This is a genomic window from Mangrovitalea sediminis, from assembly GCF_002514725.1.
In the GTDB taxonomy this organism is placed as follows: Bacteria; Pseudomonadota; Gammaproteobacteria; order Pseudomonadales; family Oleiphilaceae; genus Mangrovitalea; species Mangrovitalea sediminis.
In genome coordinates this window covers 502,159-519,939 of record NZ_NTLB01000005.1, presented here as the reverse complement: position 1 = coordinate 519,939, position 17,781 = coordinate 502,159, and the positions used below count along the sequence as shown (strand labels likewise).

Genomic DNA, 17,781 nt, shown 5'->3' with positions numbered 1-17,781 from the left:
TGATCGGCTGCAGTGTTGCGGCCTTGCGTATTCCTAGTATTCGACGGGGTCGCGCAGGATGGGGCAGGTCATGCAGTGGCCGCCGCCACGGCCCCGGCCCAATTCGGCGGCGGTGATGGTGATCACTTCGACGCCGGCCTTGCGCAGTTGGGTATTGGTCCAGGTATTACGGTCGTAGCCAATGACGACGCCAGGTTCCAGGGCGACGACATTATTACCGTCATCCCACTGCTCGCGTTCCTGTTCGTAACGGTCGCCGCCGGTTTGGACAACTCGCAGCGACTTGAGGTTAAGTGCCTTGGCAACGACGTCGAGGAAGGGCTTGTCTTCGCGTCGAATGTCCAGATGTCCCTCCCGGTCGCCCGGCCGCAGGGAAAACGCCTGAATATGATTAACGACCTCCGGATAGATGGTCACAAGGTCCCGGTCGCAGAAGGTAAACACCGTATCCAGGTGCATGGCAGAACGGGCCTTGGGGAGAGCCGCAACGATAACCTGCTTGGCCGCACCATGGCGGAACAGGGAGTCGGCGACCATGCCGATCGCCTGCCGGGAGGAGCGCTCACCCATACCGATAAGCACCACGCCATTGCCCAATGGCATGACATCGCCGCCTTCCAGGGTGGCCGGTCCATGATCGATCTCGGGATCGCCCCACCAGAAATGCATGCCGGAATCGGCAAAGGTTGGGTGGAACCGGTAAATGGCTGCGGTGAGGAGCGTTTCGGGCCGGCGCGCCTGCCAATACATCGGGTTCAGGGTGACGCCACCGAAAATCCAGCAGCTGGTGTCACGGGTGAAAACAGTGTTGGGTAGGGGCGGCAGAATAAAGCCGGTGGGGCCGACGAAGTCGAGGAACAATTTGATGTCGCGACTGCTGGCGTCGGACGGAAGATCTGCGCCGCTAATACCGCCGATGAGGAATTCCGCCACCTGTTGGGGCGACAGTTCGTCCAGCCAGGCGCGGATATCCTGGGCGAGGCCAATGCCGACGCTTTCGTTGGTAATGCGACGATCCATCAGCCAGCGACGGGCGTCATCGATGGCCACGACGTCGGCCAGCAGGTCATGCATGTCCATGACCTCTACGCCGCGTTCTTCCATCTTGTCGACAAAGTCGTAGTGATCACGCTTGGCCTGGTGAACCCACATGACGTCGTCGAATAGCAGTTCATCGCAGTTACCGGGCGTGAGTCGCTGGTGGGCAAGCCCGGGACGGCAGACCATGACCTTGCGCAGTTTGCCGATTTCCGAATAGGCGCCGAGGGATGAAGGTTGGGGCATGACGGTTACCTCTGAATCGTTCCTGAATGGTGCCAGCGGGAAAGGTGGGCATCGGGGGCATGACCCCAAGGACGATGGGGCCTTCCCTGGCCTCTGGCGATGTCATCGCCCCGATCCGCTGACGCTCTCAATCCAATGAGTGACCTGTGTTAGAGACTGAGCTTTCCTGTCGCCAGGGCATAAACCCCGTAGATGCCGACGACGAGCACAACAGCGAAGATGATCGCTTCAATCGGTTTGAAAATGCGCTCGCCCTTTTCCCGCTTGGCGATGGCAAAGAAAATGGCGCCAGGCGCATAAAGGACTGCGCTCAGCAGGAGGTACTTGATGCCGCCGGCATAGACCAGCCAAACGCTATAGACTACGGCGAGTAGCGCAATAAACAGGTCTCGTCCCCGTTGACTGTCATTGGCGCCGTAGGTGTCGCCTTTCCAGGCCAGGAGCAGTGCGTAGAACGCAGACCAGAAATAGGGGATCAGGATCATCGACGTCGCCAGGTACAGTAACTGGAGGTAGGTCCCGGCGGAAAACAGGGTGATGATCAGGAACAACTGAATCAGGCCGTTGCTGACCCAGAGAGCGGATACCGGGACATGTTTGCGGGTCGTTTTCGCGAGGAAGGCCGGCATGGTGCCGTCGCTTGCTGAGGCATACATGATTTCGGCGCACAGCATGGTCCAACTAAGCAGGGCCCCGCAGAGAGAAATGATCAGGCCGATGTTGATCAGGTTGCTGCCGACGGGGCCGACGACTTTGGCCAGTACGCCCGCCATGGAGGGGTTTTTCAGGCCAGCCAGTTCGGCCTGGCTCATGATGCCCTGGGAGATGACGTTGACGAGTACCAGCAGAGCGAGAACGCTGATGAAACCGATCAGAGTCGCCTTGCCGACGTCCTTGCGATTACTGGCCCTGGCCGAGTATACGCTGGCGCCTTCAATGCCGATGAACACCCAGACTGTCACCAGCATAACGCCACGCACCTGATCGAGAACGCTGCCGAGCTTGGGATTACCCAATCCCCAGAAATCGGTCTTGAACAGATCCAGTTTGAAGCCCACAACCGCCAGTACGATGAACAGAATCAACGGCACCACCTTGGCAACCGTGGTGATGAGGTTGACGAACGCCGCCTCCCGGATGCCGCTCAGAATCAGGAAATGCACGACCCAGAGCAAGACGGAGGCGCCGATGATCGCCGGCAACGTGTTACCTTCGCCGAATATGGGGAAGAAAAAGCCGAGAGAGCTAAAGAGCAGGACGAAATAACTGACGTTGCCGATCCAGGCACTGATCCAGTATCCCCAGGCGGAGCTGAAGCCCATGTAATCGCCGAACCCGGCTTTGGCATAGGCATAGACACCGGAATCGAGCTCCGGCTTTCGCACCGCAAGTGACTGAAATACAAATGCGAGTGTCAGCATGCCTACGGCGGTAATCAGCCAACCGATCAAGGTGGCGCCTGCGCCGGCGCTGGCGGCCATATTCTGTGGCAGGGAAAAAATCCCCCCGCCGATCATGGAGCCAATGACGAGGGCTGTCAGAGCACCTAGGTGTAATTTTGGAGGGATTGCATTCCTGTCTGAGGGAGCATTCGTTGCCATGATCTGTCCTTGTGGCTGATTATCGTAGCCAGTGTTATATCAAGGACCTACCCACTTAGATATCGTGATCTGATACTTCGTTGAGACAAATCAAATTACGGATGCCCGTACTTTTCTCAAGGTTTTATTCGAACGACCGGAACTGACGTCCGGCGGACAGGTCCTTACGCGTAGAGGGATGCGCTGATGCCTCTGGGCACGAAACAAACAATGGGTAGATTGTCATATCTCGCAAGATTCTCGCGAAATGTCAGGGGGTTAAGTTGACAGGACTGAACCCCGGTTCAAAACTAGGGGTAGGGTGGGGCTCTGTATTTTCCGGCAGTAGCGGATAGTCTCAACCGATACGCGATGAAACACACTATTAGAGCCAAAGACATGTCGGCCAAAGCTGCTTCTCCAGATTTAGAGACAGCCTATCGTCTCTTTTTCGAAAGTACCTCGGATGCGGCCTTTGTCGTTCCTATGCCTGAAGGGCGTTTGCCCGGGCCCTTTGTCGAGGTGAACAAGGCCACCTGCGATCTTCTGGGGTATTCCCGGGAAGAGTTGCTGAAATTGGCACCCCAGGATCTGCACCATGTGCCGTTGCCGACCGATCTCTGGCAATCCATGCACCGGGACCTGGAGGAACATGGTGTTGCCCGCTTTGAGCGTGTCCTCAGATCCTATGACGGTCGGCAGATTCCCGTGGAAATCAATTGTCGCCTGTTTTGGGTGGAGGGGGAGCGATTCGGCATTGCCATTGCCAGGGATCTCTCCGAGCGCATGATCAGCGAGCGCATACTGCGTGATCGTCAGCGCGAACTGTCGGCGTTGCTCAACGCCAGCGAACAGATGGCAGCCCTTGTTACGCCGGACACGCGTATTCTGCAGATTAACCGGGTGGGGGCTGAACGGTTTGGCGCAGCGAGCGCCGACGAACTCATCGGCAAGCGCATCATCGATCTCAGCCCTGAGTCGATACGCGATAACCGTCGGGATATCGCCCGGCGCGTTGTCGAGAATCACGAATCCGTCGTTTTCGAGGATTTCCGTTCGGGGATGTATCTGCACCACACTGTCAATCCGGTGCTGGATGACGATAGCAAGGTGACACGTTTTGCCATCTATTCCGAGGATATTACCGTCGGCTATATTCGGCGCAATGTCGACGCCATTCTCAACAGCGTGGACCGCCATATCCTGGCGGGCGACAGCCTCCATCAGTTGATTGCCGATTGCTGCGCCCGCCTGCAAACCGTGTTCAGGTGTCCGCTGGTCTGGTTCGCTCCCTCCTCATCGCTGATGACATCTGGTACGCACTATTTTGTCGGGCCATTGAGGGAATCGTTATCCACCGGGCATATTTCCGCTTACGACAGCTCCCTGAACGAGATTGAGACCCTGCAGATTGCCTCGCGAGACGATCAGCGGTTTAAGTCGCTCTTTGAGTCGCTGGGGGACTCCAGCCTGAAGTTGTTGTGCCTGATTCCTCTGCAAACGGCAGACAGCCGGCCTGGTGTTTTGGTGTTGGCCAGCCAGCATCCCGAACTCTTCCACCGACAGGAAATCCTCAGGATTCTCGATCAGGTGCATAACCGGTTGAGTGTGGCGCTGGAAATGGTGAGCGAGCAGCAGCAGTTGATGCTGTTGCGCAAAGCGCTCGAAGTGGCTCGCAATGCCATGTTTATCGCCGATCGCGAAGGACGCGTGGTCTGGACGAACAGGGCTCTGGTGGATAGCAGCGGCTATTCGGAAAGCGAGTGGGTAGGTTGTCGACTGCCGATGTTGAGCCAGTCCGGCGACGGTTCGTCGGAATCCGATGACCGCTGGCGTAAGCTGCGATCCGGAAGGGTGTGGTCGGGTGAAACCGTCGAACGGCGCAAGGACGGGTCGGAATATACCGTGCTGCAGTCGATAACTCCGGTGACGGACAGCAACGGTCACATTTCTCACTTTGTATCGATCCAGGAAGATATTTCCGAGCGTAAGCGCACCGAAGAAAGGATGCGCTATTTTGCTGAACACGATCCGTTAACCGGTCTTAGAAACCGGCATTTCCTGATGACCGAGTTGCGCCGTCTGATGTCTTCTGGGGGGTTTAGCCGGTCCGAGGACAGGCTAGCGCTGCTTTATCTCGATATCGACTTTTTCAAACCGATAAACGATCAGCATGGTCACGAGATCGGCGACGAATTGCTCAAGGCATTTGGCGCCCGCCTGCGTAAGTCGGTGCGAGAACATGATGTGGTCAGCCGGCTTGGTGGGGATGAGTTCGTGATTCTGTTAAGGCCGGTTCAAAGCCTCGATACGGCCTATGAAGTGGCCGGAAAGATTCTTCGAAGCGTCCGACGCCCCATCCGGGCTCAGGAGATGAGTTTCCACATTACCAGCAGTATTGGAATTGCCTTTATGCCGTCATCGTCAGAGGTGGACCCTCAGGAACTGCTTCGTCTCGCGGACCAGGCGCTATACCGTGCCAAAGCGTTGGGACGAGATAGGTGCGTTGCCGCAGAGCTCGATGAGGTTCATGACGCCGTTCCCGTCACCGAGTAATTGGCGACGTTGTTGTCGGTGGCGGTGGTGTATAGGACGATGACGATAAGAGCGTTCCGGTGGGCGTTGCTCTGCGCGTTATTTGGTTTGATGTGGGGCAGCGGCTATACGCAGGCGCAGGATGACAAGACCGTGCCGCAAACGGTCGTTCTGGCCAACGGCGAATGGTCGCCCTACCTGTCTAAGAACCTGCCTTATTATGGGGTGGCCTCACGTATTGTTTCCGCCGCGTTTGCCACCCAGGGCGTGCGGGTTAAGTACGTATTCCTGCCCTGGAAGCGTGCTTTTTACATGGCAGGAAAAGGCGAATTCGACGGCACGCTGGCGTGGCGTGACTCGCCGTCCCGTGAAAAACTGTTCAGGATGAGCGATCCCGTCTTCATGGGAAAAACGGTGTTTTTCCACACCCGGCAACATCGCTATCCGTGGTCTACGCTGGACGACTTGAAAGGACTACGGGTCGGGGAAACATTGGGCTATATCTATAACCACTTGGCGGCCGCCGAGCAACGGGGCCTAATCCACACCGAGAGGGCGCCCACCGATCGGTTGAACTTTCTGAAGTTGGCGCATGGCCGGATCGACCTGTTTCCATGCGATCTTACGGTTGGACTCTGGCTGCTGAATACCAAGGTCCCCCCGGAAGAAGCCGCGCAAATCACTTGGTCGCCACAACCGCTGGAAGTCGTCGGTTACCACGTCCTGCTGACCAGAACCTCGAGTCGAAGCCGCATGCTGCTGCAGAAGTTGAATCGGGGCTTGGCACAATTGCGCCGCGAAGGCGTGGTTCAGCAGTGGCTGAAAGAAGCATCAGCCCCCCTCAGCCTTACCGATTCTCTTCGATCCATATCATCAGCCCCACCTCAAAGCGGTGGCTAAGTAGTTCATGCCAGGGGAACAGGCGTAACCGCAATGACTGCACTCCCGCATAGGGTGGCTCCAGATCAAGGGCAAAGGTCACTGGGTCCTGTGGTGTGGCGCTGGGTTCCGGTTTGAGGGCGTAGTGCCGTACCTCTGAGGCCGTCTCAGGGTCCAGCATGGGCTCGACCACGGCTTCGACGATGATGTCTTCCGGTTTCAGTGCACCAAGACTGACATTCACCCTCAACGGCAGGACTTCGCCGTAACGGATGGTGCAGGGTAGCGGTTTGGCCAGGGTCGCCCTGACTTCAGGCCAGGCGTGGCGAATATGGGCTTTCCACTGCGCCAGCATCTTTGCCTGGCGATTGTTGTCCGCCGACATCCGTTGCATTTGCTTTTGCGCCGGGTCGTAGTAGTTGCGAACGTAATCCATGACCATCCGTTGGGCGTTGAAACGCGGCATGATCGATTTCATGGACGCTTTTGACAGCTGTACCCACTGCTCCGAATAGCCACGACCGTCCCTGGCATAAAAGAGCGGGATGACCTCATGTTCGAGAATGTCGAGCAGGTCGCCGGCTTCCTCGCGGTTGCGGTAGTCCTTGTCGAACCGGAGGTCCCTGGGTGCGATTCCCCAGCCATTGTCCCCATCGAAACCCTCAGCCCACCATCCATCCAGGACACTCAGGTTCAGGGCGCCGTTGACGGCCGCCTTCTGGCCGGAGGTTCCGCTGGCTTCGAGAGGTGCCTCCGGCGTGTTCAGCCAGACATCGACACCGCTGACCAGTTGGCGGGCCACGGCTAAATCGTAGCCTTCAAGCAGAATAATCTTGCCGATGAATTCCGGCTGCAACGACAACTCGTGAATGACGCGGATAAGTTGCTGCCCCGGGTGATCGTTAGGGTGCGCCTTACCCGCGTAGATGATGATGCAGGGCTTTTCCGGGTTGTTGAGCAGGGCAGCAAGCCTATCTGTATCCGAGAACAGCAGCGTCGCACGCTTGTAGGTGGCAAAGCGGCGGGCAAAGCCCAGTATCAGGAAATCCTGGTCGTCATCGTTCAGGAGCGACAGAGTTCGTGCTGTGACGGAATGGCTGGTGCCATTGCGCCGGTGCTGGAAAGTGACCCGCCGTTTGACGGCGTCGATAAGCTGTTGCTTCAGCGCCTTGTGGACACTCCAGTATTGGTAATCGGGAATGTCGTCGATCTGTTCCCAGAACTCCGGGTCGAGCAGTGCGCTCTGCCAGGTGTCGAAGCGCATGTCGAAGAGGCTGCCCCATTCGCGGGCCAGGAAGGTGGGCACGTGTACGCCATTGGTAACGTAGCCAATCGGGTTTTCGTCGGGCGGTATCTGGGGCCAGATGGCGTGTTCCATTTCCGAGGCGACGCCACCGTGAATGCGGCTGACACCGTTGTGAAAGCGGGAGCCGTGCAGGGCGAGGGTTGTCATATTGAAACCGTCGGCTGCGCCGGCGGATTGACCCAGCGCATAGAGTCGTGAGAGGTCGATACCGAGCGACTGGGTGAAATGGCTCAGATAGGTTTCGATCAGCGAATAGCTGAAGATGTCGTGACCGGCCGGCACCGGCGTATGGGTGGTGAACAGGGTCCCCGAAGCCACCAGCTCGAGGGCGCTGTCGAAATCCATGCCGTCGGCGACCGCTTCCCGGCAGCGTTCGAGGATCTGGAACGCCGCGTGGCCTTCGTTGATATGCCAGGCGCTGGGCTTGTAGCCGAGCAGTCGCAGTGCCCGGGTACCCGCCACGCCGAGCACGATTTCCTGCTGAATACGCCGCTCGGAATCGCCGCCGTACAACTGGTAGGTGATGCTGCGGTCGCCGTCGCTGTTTTCCGGCGTGTCGGTGTCGAGCAGCAGGAGTCGGACGTGGCCCGCCAACGCTTCCCATATCCTGACATGAACCTGGCGACCAGGAAACTCCAGAACCAATGCAGCGGGTTGCCCATCCTTTTCGGCACGCCGAATCGGCAGGTGTTCGGTATCGTTGAGGTGGTAGAGGGCCTGTTGTCGGCCCTGTCCGTCTATGACTTGGGTGAAATAGCCCTGGCGATACAATAGGCCGACAGCGACCAGCGGCAGGCCCAGGTCGCTGGCGGCCTTACAGTAATCGCCCGCCAGTATTCCCAGGCCACCCGAATAGATCGGAAAGCTCTCGTGGAAACCGTATTCGGCGCAGAAATAGGTCACCAGATCCTGATTGGGATCGATCAGTTCACTCAGTTCCGGGCGTGTACGGGCTTCACGATAGGCATCGTAGCCGTTGACGACTCGCCGGTACTCTTCCATATAGGCGCGATTGGTGACAGCGGACTCCAGCTTTTCCTGCGCGACGCGGCGCAGAAAGAGTTTGGGATTATGGCCGCAGCGTTGCCAGAGTGCGCGATCCAGCCGATAGAAGATGCTGCGAACCCGGTGATCCCAGCTGTACAGCAAATCGTTCGCCAATTCGTCGAGCCGGCTCAGTGACTCCGGCAACTGAGGTTGAACTTCCAGCGTGAAGCGCTTACCGGACATGGCGATACATCCCTTTTCCGTTCATGGAGGAACCCCCCGAAAGCCGGTGCTGCCGCCGGCGACTATGTTCCGTTGGTCTCGGCCTGTGTGCGAGCCTTGCAGGCGTCGGCATAGAGGGCCATATAGGCTCTGCCGCTGCGCTGCCAGGAGAAGTCCCGGGTCATTCCGATGGCTTGCAGGCGCTGCCAGTCAGCCGGTGCCCGATACAAATCCAGCGCCCGGGATACGGCCTCGGTCAAGGCCGCTGGCGTGGCCGGAGAGAAGATGAAACCGGTGGCCGCGCCACTTTCCAGGCTAATGGGATCGGTATTGACGACCGTATCATGGAGACCACCGACATCGTGGACTATCGGCACCGTGCCGTAGCGCAAGCTATAGAGCTGATTCAGGCCGCAGGGCTCGAAGCGAGACGGCATCAGAAACATGTCCGCGCCCGCCTCGATCCGGTGGGCCAGCGTTTCATCGTATCCCAGGCGCAAGGCCATTCTGCCGGGGTAGCGTCCAGCGGCTGCTTTCAGGGCCTTTTCATACTCGGGTTGACCGCTGCCGAGCATGACAAACTGTGCGCCCATTCCCATGATGGCGTCCAGGCTTTCCAGCATCAGGTCTATCCCTTTCTGCTCCACCAATCGCCCGATAAACCCGATTAAGGGACGCTCGGCGCTTTCCTCCAAGCCCATCTCCTGCTGCAGCTGAGCCTTGTTCACGGCCTTGCGGGGCAATGTGCGCAGGTTGTAGGTCGCCGGTAAATGGTGATCATGCGCCGGATCCCAGAGTTGATCGTCTATGCCGTTGAGAATGCCATCCAGGTCATTTCGGCGGAGTCGCAAGAGGCCGTCGAGACCCTGGCCCTGATCGGGGCCCTGGATTTCCTCAGCGTAGTGGGGGCTGACGGTGGTGAGTCTGTCAGCGAAGACCAGGCCGCCTTTCAGTAGCGACAGGTAGCCATGAAACTCGAGCGCCCGGTAATCCCAGAGACGTTCGGGCAACCCGAGCTTAATCAGGGTTTCGTACGGGAAGCGGCCGTGATAGGCGAGGTTATGCACGGTGAACAGGGTCGCCGGCCGCTTCGGCTCGTCGGCGAGTAGCACCGGCACCAGACCGGTCTGCCAGTCGTTGCAGTGCACGACATCCGGCTGCCAATTGAGGCCAATACGATCAAGCGCCACTTCACAGGCCACGCGACATAGCAGGTCAAAGCGCTCGGCGTTGTCGGGCCAGTCGTTTCCCTGATCGTCGTGATAGGGGTTACCGGCCCTGCCGAACAGCGCCGGGCATTCCACCAGCCACACGGCGAGCCGGGTTCCGGGTAGGCGGGTCTGCAGGATCCGCACCACTTGGCCACGAACGGTGGTTTCGGCAACAGGGGTAATACCGCCGGCCTTTGCGCGCTCAAGGGTCTCCGGATAGGCTGGCATGAGCAGTCGCATCTTGCAGCCGAGGCTCTGAAGGGCACGCGGCAGGCTGGCGGAAACGTCGCCGAGCCCGCCCGTTTTCATCAGGGGAGCGGCTTCGCTGGTCACAAAAAGGACTTTGAACATTCGCGTCGCTAACCTCCCTCACAGATGAGGATCAGTCCGGCCAACGGTGGTAGCGTCAAGGAGACCGAGTGCGGTTGTCCCATCCAGGGGGTTGGCTCGCTGTGCCGCCCGCCGCCGTTGCCGATGTTTCCGCCCCCATAATGTCCCGAGTCGGAGTTGAACAGTTCTCGATAGAAGCCAGGTTTACTGACGCCGATACGGTAGTTTTCCCGCGGGACCGGGGTGAAATTCAACACAACGATGACGAAGCCCTGATCGCTGTTTCGCTGGTAGGTCACAACCGATTGTGCAGCATCGTGACAGTCGATCCAGTGGAATCCCTGGTCGGTAAAGGGATACTGGTAAAGGGCCGGTTCCTGCCGGTAAAGGTGGTTGAGATCGGCCACAAGATTCTGTACCCCCTGATGGGGGGCTTGCTCGAGGAGATACCAGTCGAGTCCCCTGGCGTGATACCACTCGTTACGTTGTCCGAACTCGTTCCCCATGAACAATAACTTGGCGCCCGGATAGGTGAACTGATAGGTGTAAAGAAGGCGGAGGTTGGCAAACCGTTGCCAGTCGTCGCCAGCCATCTGGTGGAACAGGCTGCCCTTGCCGTGAACCACTTCATCGTGGGAGAACGGCAACACGAAATTCTCCGTAAAGGCATAGAGCATGCCGAACGTCAGCCGGTCGTGATGATAGTGCCGGAAGACGGGGTCCTCTTTAAGGTATTCGAGGGTATCGTGCATCCAGCCCATGTTCCATTTGAGGGAAAACCCCAGCCCACCGACCCAGGTCGGCCGGGTCACCTGGGGCCAGGCGGTCGATTCCTCGGCAAACAGCAAGGTACCGGGATGCTGACCGTGCGTGAGAATGCTCAGGGTGCGCAGGAAATCGATGGCTTCGAGGTTTTCGTTTCCGCCATAGACATTGGGCAGCCAGTCACCATCCTCACGGGAATAATCCAGGTACAGCATCGATGCAACAGCGTCCACGCGAAGGCCGTCGAGGTGGAATTCCTCGAGCCAGAAATTGGCGCTGGCCAGCAGGAAGTTTCGGACTTCGTTGCGGCCATAGTTGTAGATAAGTGTGCCCCAGTCCCGGTGTTCGCCCCGCCGGGGATCGGCGTGCTCGTAGAGTGGCGTGCCATCGAAATGGGCGAGGGCATGTCTGTCCTTGGGGAAGTGGGCTGGGACCCAGTCGAGAATGACACCGATGTCGTGCCGGTGGCAGTAATCGACAAAATACCGAAAGTCGTCGGGCGTGCCGAAGCGGCTGGTGGGGGCAAAATAACCGGTACTTTGGTAGCCCCAGGAGTCGTCCAGGGGGTGCTCGGTGATCGGCATCAGCTCGATGTGTGTGAACCCGAGACGTTTGACATATTCCACGAGGCGGTGCGCGATATCCCGGTAATTCAGGAAACTGCCGTCATCGGTGCGCTGCCAGGACCCCAGGTGCACCTCGTAGATCGAGATGGGTTGATGCTGCCAGTCCTGCGCTGCCCGGCGATCCATCCAGAGCCGGTCCTGCCAGCCGTCGGCATTGACTGGCGCCGATATGACGGATGCCGTGCCAGGGCGGTACTCGCTCTGCCGGGCATAGGGGTCCGCCTTCAGGAGAACCTCTTCGGAGGCGCTGCTGCGGATTTCGAACTTATACAGGCTGCCGACCGCCAGACCGGGAATGAACAGTTCCCACACACCACTTTCGCCACAGGCCCGCAACGGGTGGCGTCGTCCGTCCCAATGATTGAAATCGCCGACGACACTGACACGCTCTGCATTGGGAGCCCAGGTCGCGAAGAGGATACCTTCTGTGCCATCGACAACGCGGACATTGGCGCCGAGTAAACGGTAAACGTGCCAGTGACGTCCCTCTGCAAACAGATGGAGATCGAACGCCGGAATCTGAGAGGGAAAGCTGTAGGGGTCCTGTTCGCGGTGTTCCTGTCCGTAACCGTCGGTCCAGCGGACGTGGTAATGATCCGGGAGTTGCTCTGCCTTGCCCTGCCACTCAAAAAGCCCATCCTGGGATAGGGGCATCATGCTCAGGCGTTCCTTGTATCCCTCGAGTGAAATTTTTTCTGCACCAGGGATATAGACGCGTACGGTGGTACCCGTGGTGGTGGGGTGCGCTCCCAACACCTCGAAGGGATCGTGGAGGCGCGCACTGCGCAGTCTTTCCATTGCTTCCGTGAGCCGATTATCGAATCCATTATCCATGATCAGAAATACTCTATTGCGCTGGATGTCCTTGTTTTATTCAAGCGTAGCGGATCATTCAGGGTATTGATCCAAGGCAATAATCCACCAATTGGGCTGTGCTAGCTTGCAATGAGTAGGAGGCTGTTTCGCCGCGTTGGCGGCTCGGACATCAAGCTGTAACCAGGAGGGCATTTGCTGATGTTACCCCAAAACTCCGGCCGTTTTGTTAGCCGGTTGACGCGTGAAACCCTGGCTTTGGTGCTGGCGGGCGGACGTGGAACCCGTTTAAAACAGCTCACCGCATGGCGAGCCAAACCTGCAGTACCTTTCGGCGGCAAGTTCCGCATCATCGATTTTCCCTTGTCCAACTGTCTCAATTCCGGCATTCGCCGGGTTGGCGTCGTCACCCAATACAAGGCTCACTCATTGATCCGACATATCCAGTTGGGGTGGGGGTTCCTGCGAGGTGAGTCGGGTGAATTCGTCGAGTTGCTGCCGGCGCAGCAGCGTATTGAAACTTCCTGGTACGCGGGCACGGCAGACGCGGTACTCCAGAATCTGGACATCATACGCAGCCACAACCCGACCTACGTGCTGATCCTGGCCGGCGATCATGTGTACAAGATGGATTACGGCACCATGCTGGCCGAGCATGTGGAACAGGATGCCGACATTACTGTGGGCTGTATCGAGGTGCCGATAGAAGATGCCTCGGCGTTCGGGGTAATGACGATGAACGAAGACCGGCGCATCGTTAAATTCGAGGAAAAGCCCTCGGACCCGAGTCCCATGCCGGGCAAACCGGGACATGCCTTGGCATCCATGGGGATCTATGTGTTTCGCACCGAGGTGCTGTTCGAAGAATTACTCCGGGATCAGGCTGAAACCTCGTCCAGCCATGATTTTGGTAAGGACATCATCCCCGGTATGCTGAGTCGGCGCCGGATCATCGGTTTCCCGTTCCGCAACCCGGTAACGGACGGACAGGCCTACTGGCGGGATGTCGGGACGGTGGACTCCCTGTGGGAGGCCAACCTGGAACTGATCGGTGTCAGTCCGGTGCTCAATCTCTATGACAAGGAGTGGCCAATCTGGACCTACCAGGAGCAGGTCCCTCCGGCAAAGTTCGTCTTTGACGATCCCAATCGGCGCGGCGCGGCCGTCAATTCCATGGTGGCGGGCGGCTGTATCGTTTCCGGCGCCCAATTGACCCGCTCCATGCTGTTCTCGCGTGTGCGGATCCACTCCTACAGCGACATCCAGGATTCGGTGATTCATCCCGATGTCGAGGTGGGCCGCAACTGCACCATTCGTAAGGCGCTCATAGACCGGGGCTGCATCATTCCGCCCGGTACCCGAATCGGTATTAATCCCGAGGAGGATCGTGCCCGCTTTCACGTATCGGAAAAGGGCGTCGTGCTGGTGACGCCGGAAATGCTCGGACAGGATTATCCTCATGTCAGCTAGCGCCAAACCGCTGCGTGTCGTGTTGTGTTGGCACATGCATCAACCGGAGTACCGGGATCCAGGCACGGGAACCTATCAGTTCCCGTGGACCTATCTCCACGGTATCAAGGATTACGTGGATATGGTGGCGCATCTGGAAGCCCATCCACAGGCGCGTGCCGTGGTCAATTTTGCGCCCATCCTGCTGGAGCAGATCGAGGACTATGTCCGGCAGATCGATATCTGCCTGAAGCAAGGCGTGCCGATCAATGACCCTGTTCTGAACCTGCTGGCAAACGATCAATGGCCCGAGGCGAATAGTGACGACTTCCGGCAGTTGATGAGCCAGTGCCTGAGGGCCAATAACGATCGCATTATCAAGCGGTTCCCCGAATACGCCCAGTTGGCGGATTACGCTCACTGGTTACTGAAAAACGACGGTGCCCTGATTTATCTGGCGCCGCAGTTCCTGATCGACCTGTCGGTGTGGTATCACCTGGGGTGGATGGCGGAAACCGTGCGTCGCGACGATGACCGTATCAAGCGTCTTCAGAGTAAAGGGCGTGATTTCGATCGGGATGACCGGCTGACATTACTGCGCCTGATCGATGAGTTGTTGAAGTCCATTGCGCCACGTTATCGGCGATTGGCCGACTCGGGGAGGGTAGAGCTGTCGTTTTCTCCGCATTCCCACCCGATCATTCCCCTGTTGCTGGATGTGCATGCAGCCCAGGAAGCGATTCCCGGCGCTAGTTTGCCGGCGGGGGGCGGCTATCCCGGTGGCGAGGAGCGAGCCCATTGGCATATGCGGGAAGGTGCGCGGAGCTTCGAACGTTTCTTCGGTATCCATCCCCGGGGATGCTGGTTATCCGAAGGAGGAGTAAGCCAGGCATCCCTGAGGCTGCTCGACCAACATCATGTGGCCTGGACCGCCAGCGGCGAATCCGTGTTGCGCAACAGCATGAATGCCGCCGCCAAAGGGCAGGAGGGGGCCGCGAATGCCGTCAATCATTTTCGCGCCTATCGTTTTGACGATGCGACGGTTCGCTGTTTCTTCCGCGACGACGGACTGTCCGACCTGATCGGTTTTACGTATGCCGACTGGCATGCCGAAGATGCCGTTGCCGATCTCGTCCGGCACCTCGAGCAGATAGCGGCGAATTGCACGGATCCCGGGCATCGGGTCGTGTCGATTATCATGGACGGCGAAAATGCCTGGGAGCATTATCCGGAAAACGGGTACTACTTCCTGTCGCACCTTTATGAAGCCCTGGTCCGCCATCCCAAACTGACGCTGAGCACCTACAGCGACATTCTGGCGGATGGCGATATCGAGCCCGTTGCGTATCCCCGCCTGGTCGCCGGAAGCTGGGTTTACGGCACCTTTTCAACCTGGATCGGCAGTGCGGACAAGAACCGCGGTTGGGATCTGTTAATCGAGGCGAAAAAGGCGTATGACGAGGTATTGGCCTCTGGCACGCTGGCTCCCGAGGTTGTTGAAGCAGCAACCCGTCAACTGGCGGTTTGTGAAGGTTCTGACTGGTTCTGGTGGTTTGGGGACTACAACGCGGCAGATGCTGTTAGCGACTTCGAGCGTCTTTATCGGCGTCACCTGACGCGACTCTATGAATTGATCGGACGTCCAGCGCCGGAGAGCCTGACCCATGTCATTAGTCAGGGCCGGGGCACTCCAGCGAGAGGGGGCACCATGCGCCACGGACAATCGGACGGAGGCGGGGGCCCATGAACGATACGGTGGGGTCTGTTGCGGTCATGATGGATCGTCGCAGGGCAGGCGTTTTGCTGCATCCCACCTCATTGCCCTCTCGCCATGGTGCAATGGGCTGCCTGGGCGAGGAGGCCTTCCATTTTGTCAGCTTTCTGGCGAACAGCGGTTTTACGGTTTGGCAGATGTTGCCTACCGGCCCGACCCAGGCGGACTTGTCACCCTATCAGTCTCTCTCCGCCCATGCCGGCAATCCAGACCTTATCGACCCTCTCTGGCTGGCTCTTCGGCAGCTGATAGACGACGCATCGCTGGCACGCTGGCAGGGTCAGGCTGAAAGGGCCGAACTATGGGCTGAAGCGACGAATTGCTTCCTGACCGGTGGTGATACGACAGCACGGGAGGACTATGAGCGTTTTTGCCGATCGCAGTCGTTCTGGCTTAAAGACTATGCCTGCTTTCGCGTCCTACGCGAGCATTTTGGCAGGCAACCCTGGTACGAATGGCCGCTCGAGGCGCGTCGGCCGACGCCTGCCTGGCGGGATCGCTTCGAGCAGGAAGAAACAGATCGGCTGAACGTGCTGTATTTCGAACAGTTCGTCTTTGAATGCCAATGGCGTGAGTTACGCGATTTCGCTCGCTCACAAGGCGTCTACCTGTTTGGCGATATGCCCATTTTCGTATCTCCGGACAGTGCGGATGTTTGGGCGAACCAGCGTCTGTTCCGGCTGGACGAAGAGGGCCGGCCTTCGGTGGTTGCAGGTGTCCCCCCAGACTATTTCTCCGAAGATGGTCAGCGCTGGGGGAATCCCCTCTACGACTGGGATGCCATGGCGTCTGACGGCTTTCGTTGGTGGTTGCAGCGAGTGGATTCGGCCTTGGCCCACTTCGACCTGATCCGTATCGACCATTTTCGGGGCTTCGAGGCCTGTTGGGAAATCCCGGCTGAAGCGGAACATGCGTCGGCTGGCCATTGGATTCAGGTTCCCGGCGAAGCGCTGCTTGGGGCCCTGGCCCGGCATTATCCGCATCTGCATCCGTCGTTGCCGTTTGTCGCGGAAAACCTGGGGGTCATAACGCCAGAAGTGGAGGCCCTTCGTGAAGCGTTCGCGCTCCCAGGGATGCGTATCCTTCAGTTTGCCTTCGACGGTAATCCTCATAATCCGTATCTTCAACACGCTCATACCCCTGACTCCGTCGTTTACACCGGAACGCATGACAACGACACGACAGTCGGTTGGTATAACGGTCTCCCGGAAGAGGTCAGGCGTCGTCTCGAAGACTATTTGGGGTATCCGGCTGAGACCATGCCCTGGCCGCTGATTCGTGCCGCCATGATGTCAGTGTCCAGGTTGGCGATTGTTCCGATGCAGGATTTGCTGGCACTGGATTCGGCACACCGCATGAATATTCCCGGCACCGCTTCGGGCAACTGGAGCTGGCAGTTCCATTGGGATCAGGTGCCTCCAGACCTGTCCGAAAGGCTCCGTCATCTGATTTTCCAATATGACCGCAAGGGCGAGGAACCGCTTCGGCTCTGAGAATCCCGTGAATTTCCTGTAATGCTGACCCGACCCTTGATTCAAATCATGGCTGCTGGATCAGACAAGGCATAAAAAGGTAGGGCTGATGACAAGCAAGCACAGGAGGAAACGACATGGAACACCGGTACAGCAAACGCCTCGAAGCCGGCCTTAAATCCCTCGTTTTCAAACGCGGTATTCCCGTGGCTACCGGTACTATCCGGGACGTCAGTCGCGGTGGGCTCTTCATCGAAACCGACTATGAAGACATCAAGGCACACCAGATACTGGAAGTGGAATTCCACCTAAAAGGGTACCAGCGACCCAAACGGATGCGCGTAAAGGCTGTTGTGGCCCGCACCACCGGTCGTGGTTTCGGACTGGAGCTTGAAGAGACCAGTGACGATGGTTATGACGCACTTTGCGCACTGATGGATGCATTAAGTGAGCAACAGTCGCATTACTCAGTTGCTTGATTTCCTTTGGGAAACAGTGTCCGGAGCGTGATGGGGTTCGGCTGAAACGTGGCTGACCACGCGTACTAA

11 protein-coding genes are annotated in these 17,781 nt (G+C 58.2%); 6 read left to right on the top strand and 5 right to left on the bottom strand.

The annotated features are described in order from the left end of the window. Positions 1 to 33: 33 nt before the first annotated feature. Positions 34 to 1,284, bottom strand: a complete 1,251-nt coding sequence (arcA, locus tag CLR77_RS14805) for an arginine deiminase (RefSeq protein WP_097461429.1) — start codon at positions 1,282 to 1,284, stop codon at positions 34 to 36. Positions 1,285 to 1,433: 149 nt separating this feature from the next. Then, complete coding sequence (gene arcD, locus CLR77_RS14800) at positions 1,434 to 2,885, bottom strand: arginine-ornithine antiporter (RefSeq protein WP_097461428.1); 1,452 nt, start codon at positions 2,883 to 2,885, stop codon at positions 1,434 to 1,436. A gap of 378 nt (positions 2,886 to 3,263) precedes the next feature. On the opposite strand from arcD, the gene CLR77_RS14795 reads away from it, so the two are divergent. Continuing rightward, on the top strand, positions 3,264 to 5,420 hold the full coding sequence (locus tag CLR77_RS14795) for a sensor domain-containing protein (RefSeq protein ID WP_158227216.1): 2,157 nt from the start codon (positions 3,264 to 3,266) through the stop codon (positions 5,418 to 5,420). Further along, positions 5,421 to 6,299: a substrate-binding periplasmic protein gene (locus CLR77_RS14790; protein WP_143269424.1), complete on the top strand. Its 879-nt coding sequence runs from the start codon at positions 5,421 to 5,423 to the stop codon at positions 6,297 to 6,299. On the opposite strand, the gene glgP is transcribed toward CLR77_RS14790, so the two are convergent. From glgP to glgB, 3 genes are all read right to left on the bottom strand, one after another. Then, a complete protein-coding gene (gene glgP / locus CLR77_RS14785) occupies positions 6,247 to 8,814 on the bottom strand; it encodes an alpha-glucan family phosphorylase (RefSeq protein WP_097461425.1) in 2,568 nt (855 codons plus the stop codon). The two genes, CLR77_RS14790 and glgP, sit on opposite strands and share 53 nt — an antisense overlap. Positions 8,815 to 8,876: 62 nt before the next feature. Beyond that, positions 8,877 to 10,355 carry a glycogen synthase GlgA gene (gene glgA / locus CLR77_RS14780; RefSeq protein ID WP_097461424.1) on the bottom strand — a complete coding sequence of 493 codons (1,479 nt, stop codon included), beginning with the start codon at positions 10,353 to 10,355 and terminating at the stop codon, positions 8,877 to 8,879. An 8-nt stretch (positions 10,356 to 10,363) separates the two neighbouring features. Continuing rightward, positions 10,364 to 12,559 (bottom strand): 1,4-alpha-glucan branching protein GlgB, encoded by a 2,196-nt coding sequence (gene glgB, locus CLR77_RS14775; RefSeq protein ID WP_097461423.1) that lies wholly within the window; start codon positions 12,557 to 12,559, stop codon positions 10,364 to 10,366. A gap of 180 nt (positions 12,560 to 12,739) precedes the next feature. On the opposite strand from glgB, the gene glgC reads away from it, so the two are divergent. The 4 genes from glgC (at position 12,740) to CLR77_RS14755 (ending at position 17,712) form a co-directional block, all read left to right on the top strand. Then, positions 12,740 to 14,008: a glucose-1-phosphate adenylyltransferase gene (glgC, locus tag CLR77_RS14770; RefSeq protein ID WP_097461422.1), complete on the top strand. Its 1,269-nt coding sequence runs from the start codon at positions 12,740 to 12,742 to the stop codon at positions 14,006 to 14,008. After that, a complete protein-coding gene (locus tag CLR77_RS14765; protein ID WP_097461421.1) occupies positions 13,998 to 15,734 on the top strand; it encodes a glycoside hydrolase family 57 protein in 1,737 nt (578 codons plus the stop codon). The genes glgC and CLR77_RS14765 overlap by 11 nt, the downstream gene beginning before the upstream one ends. Beyond that, complete coding sequence (malQ, locus tag CLR77_RS14760) at positions 15,731 to 17,254, top strand: 4-alpha-glucanotransferase (protein WP_227519934.1); 1,524 nt, start codon at positions 15,731 to 15,733, stop codon at positions 17,252 to 17,254. The genes CLR77_RS14765 and malQ overlap by 4 nt, the downstream gene beginning before the upstream one ends. A 116-nt stretch (positions 17,255 to 17,370) precedes the next feature. Continuing rightward, positions 17,371 to 17,712 (top strand): PilZ domain-containing protein, encoded by a 342-nt coding sequence (locus tag CLR77_RS14755; protein ID WP_097461420.1) that lies wholly within the window; start codon positions 17,371 to 17,373, stop codon positions 17,710 to 17,712. Positions 17,713 to 17,781 lie beyond the last annotated feature (69 nt).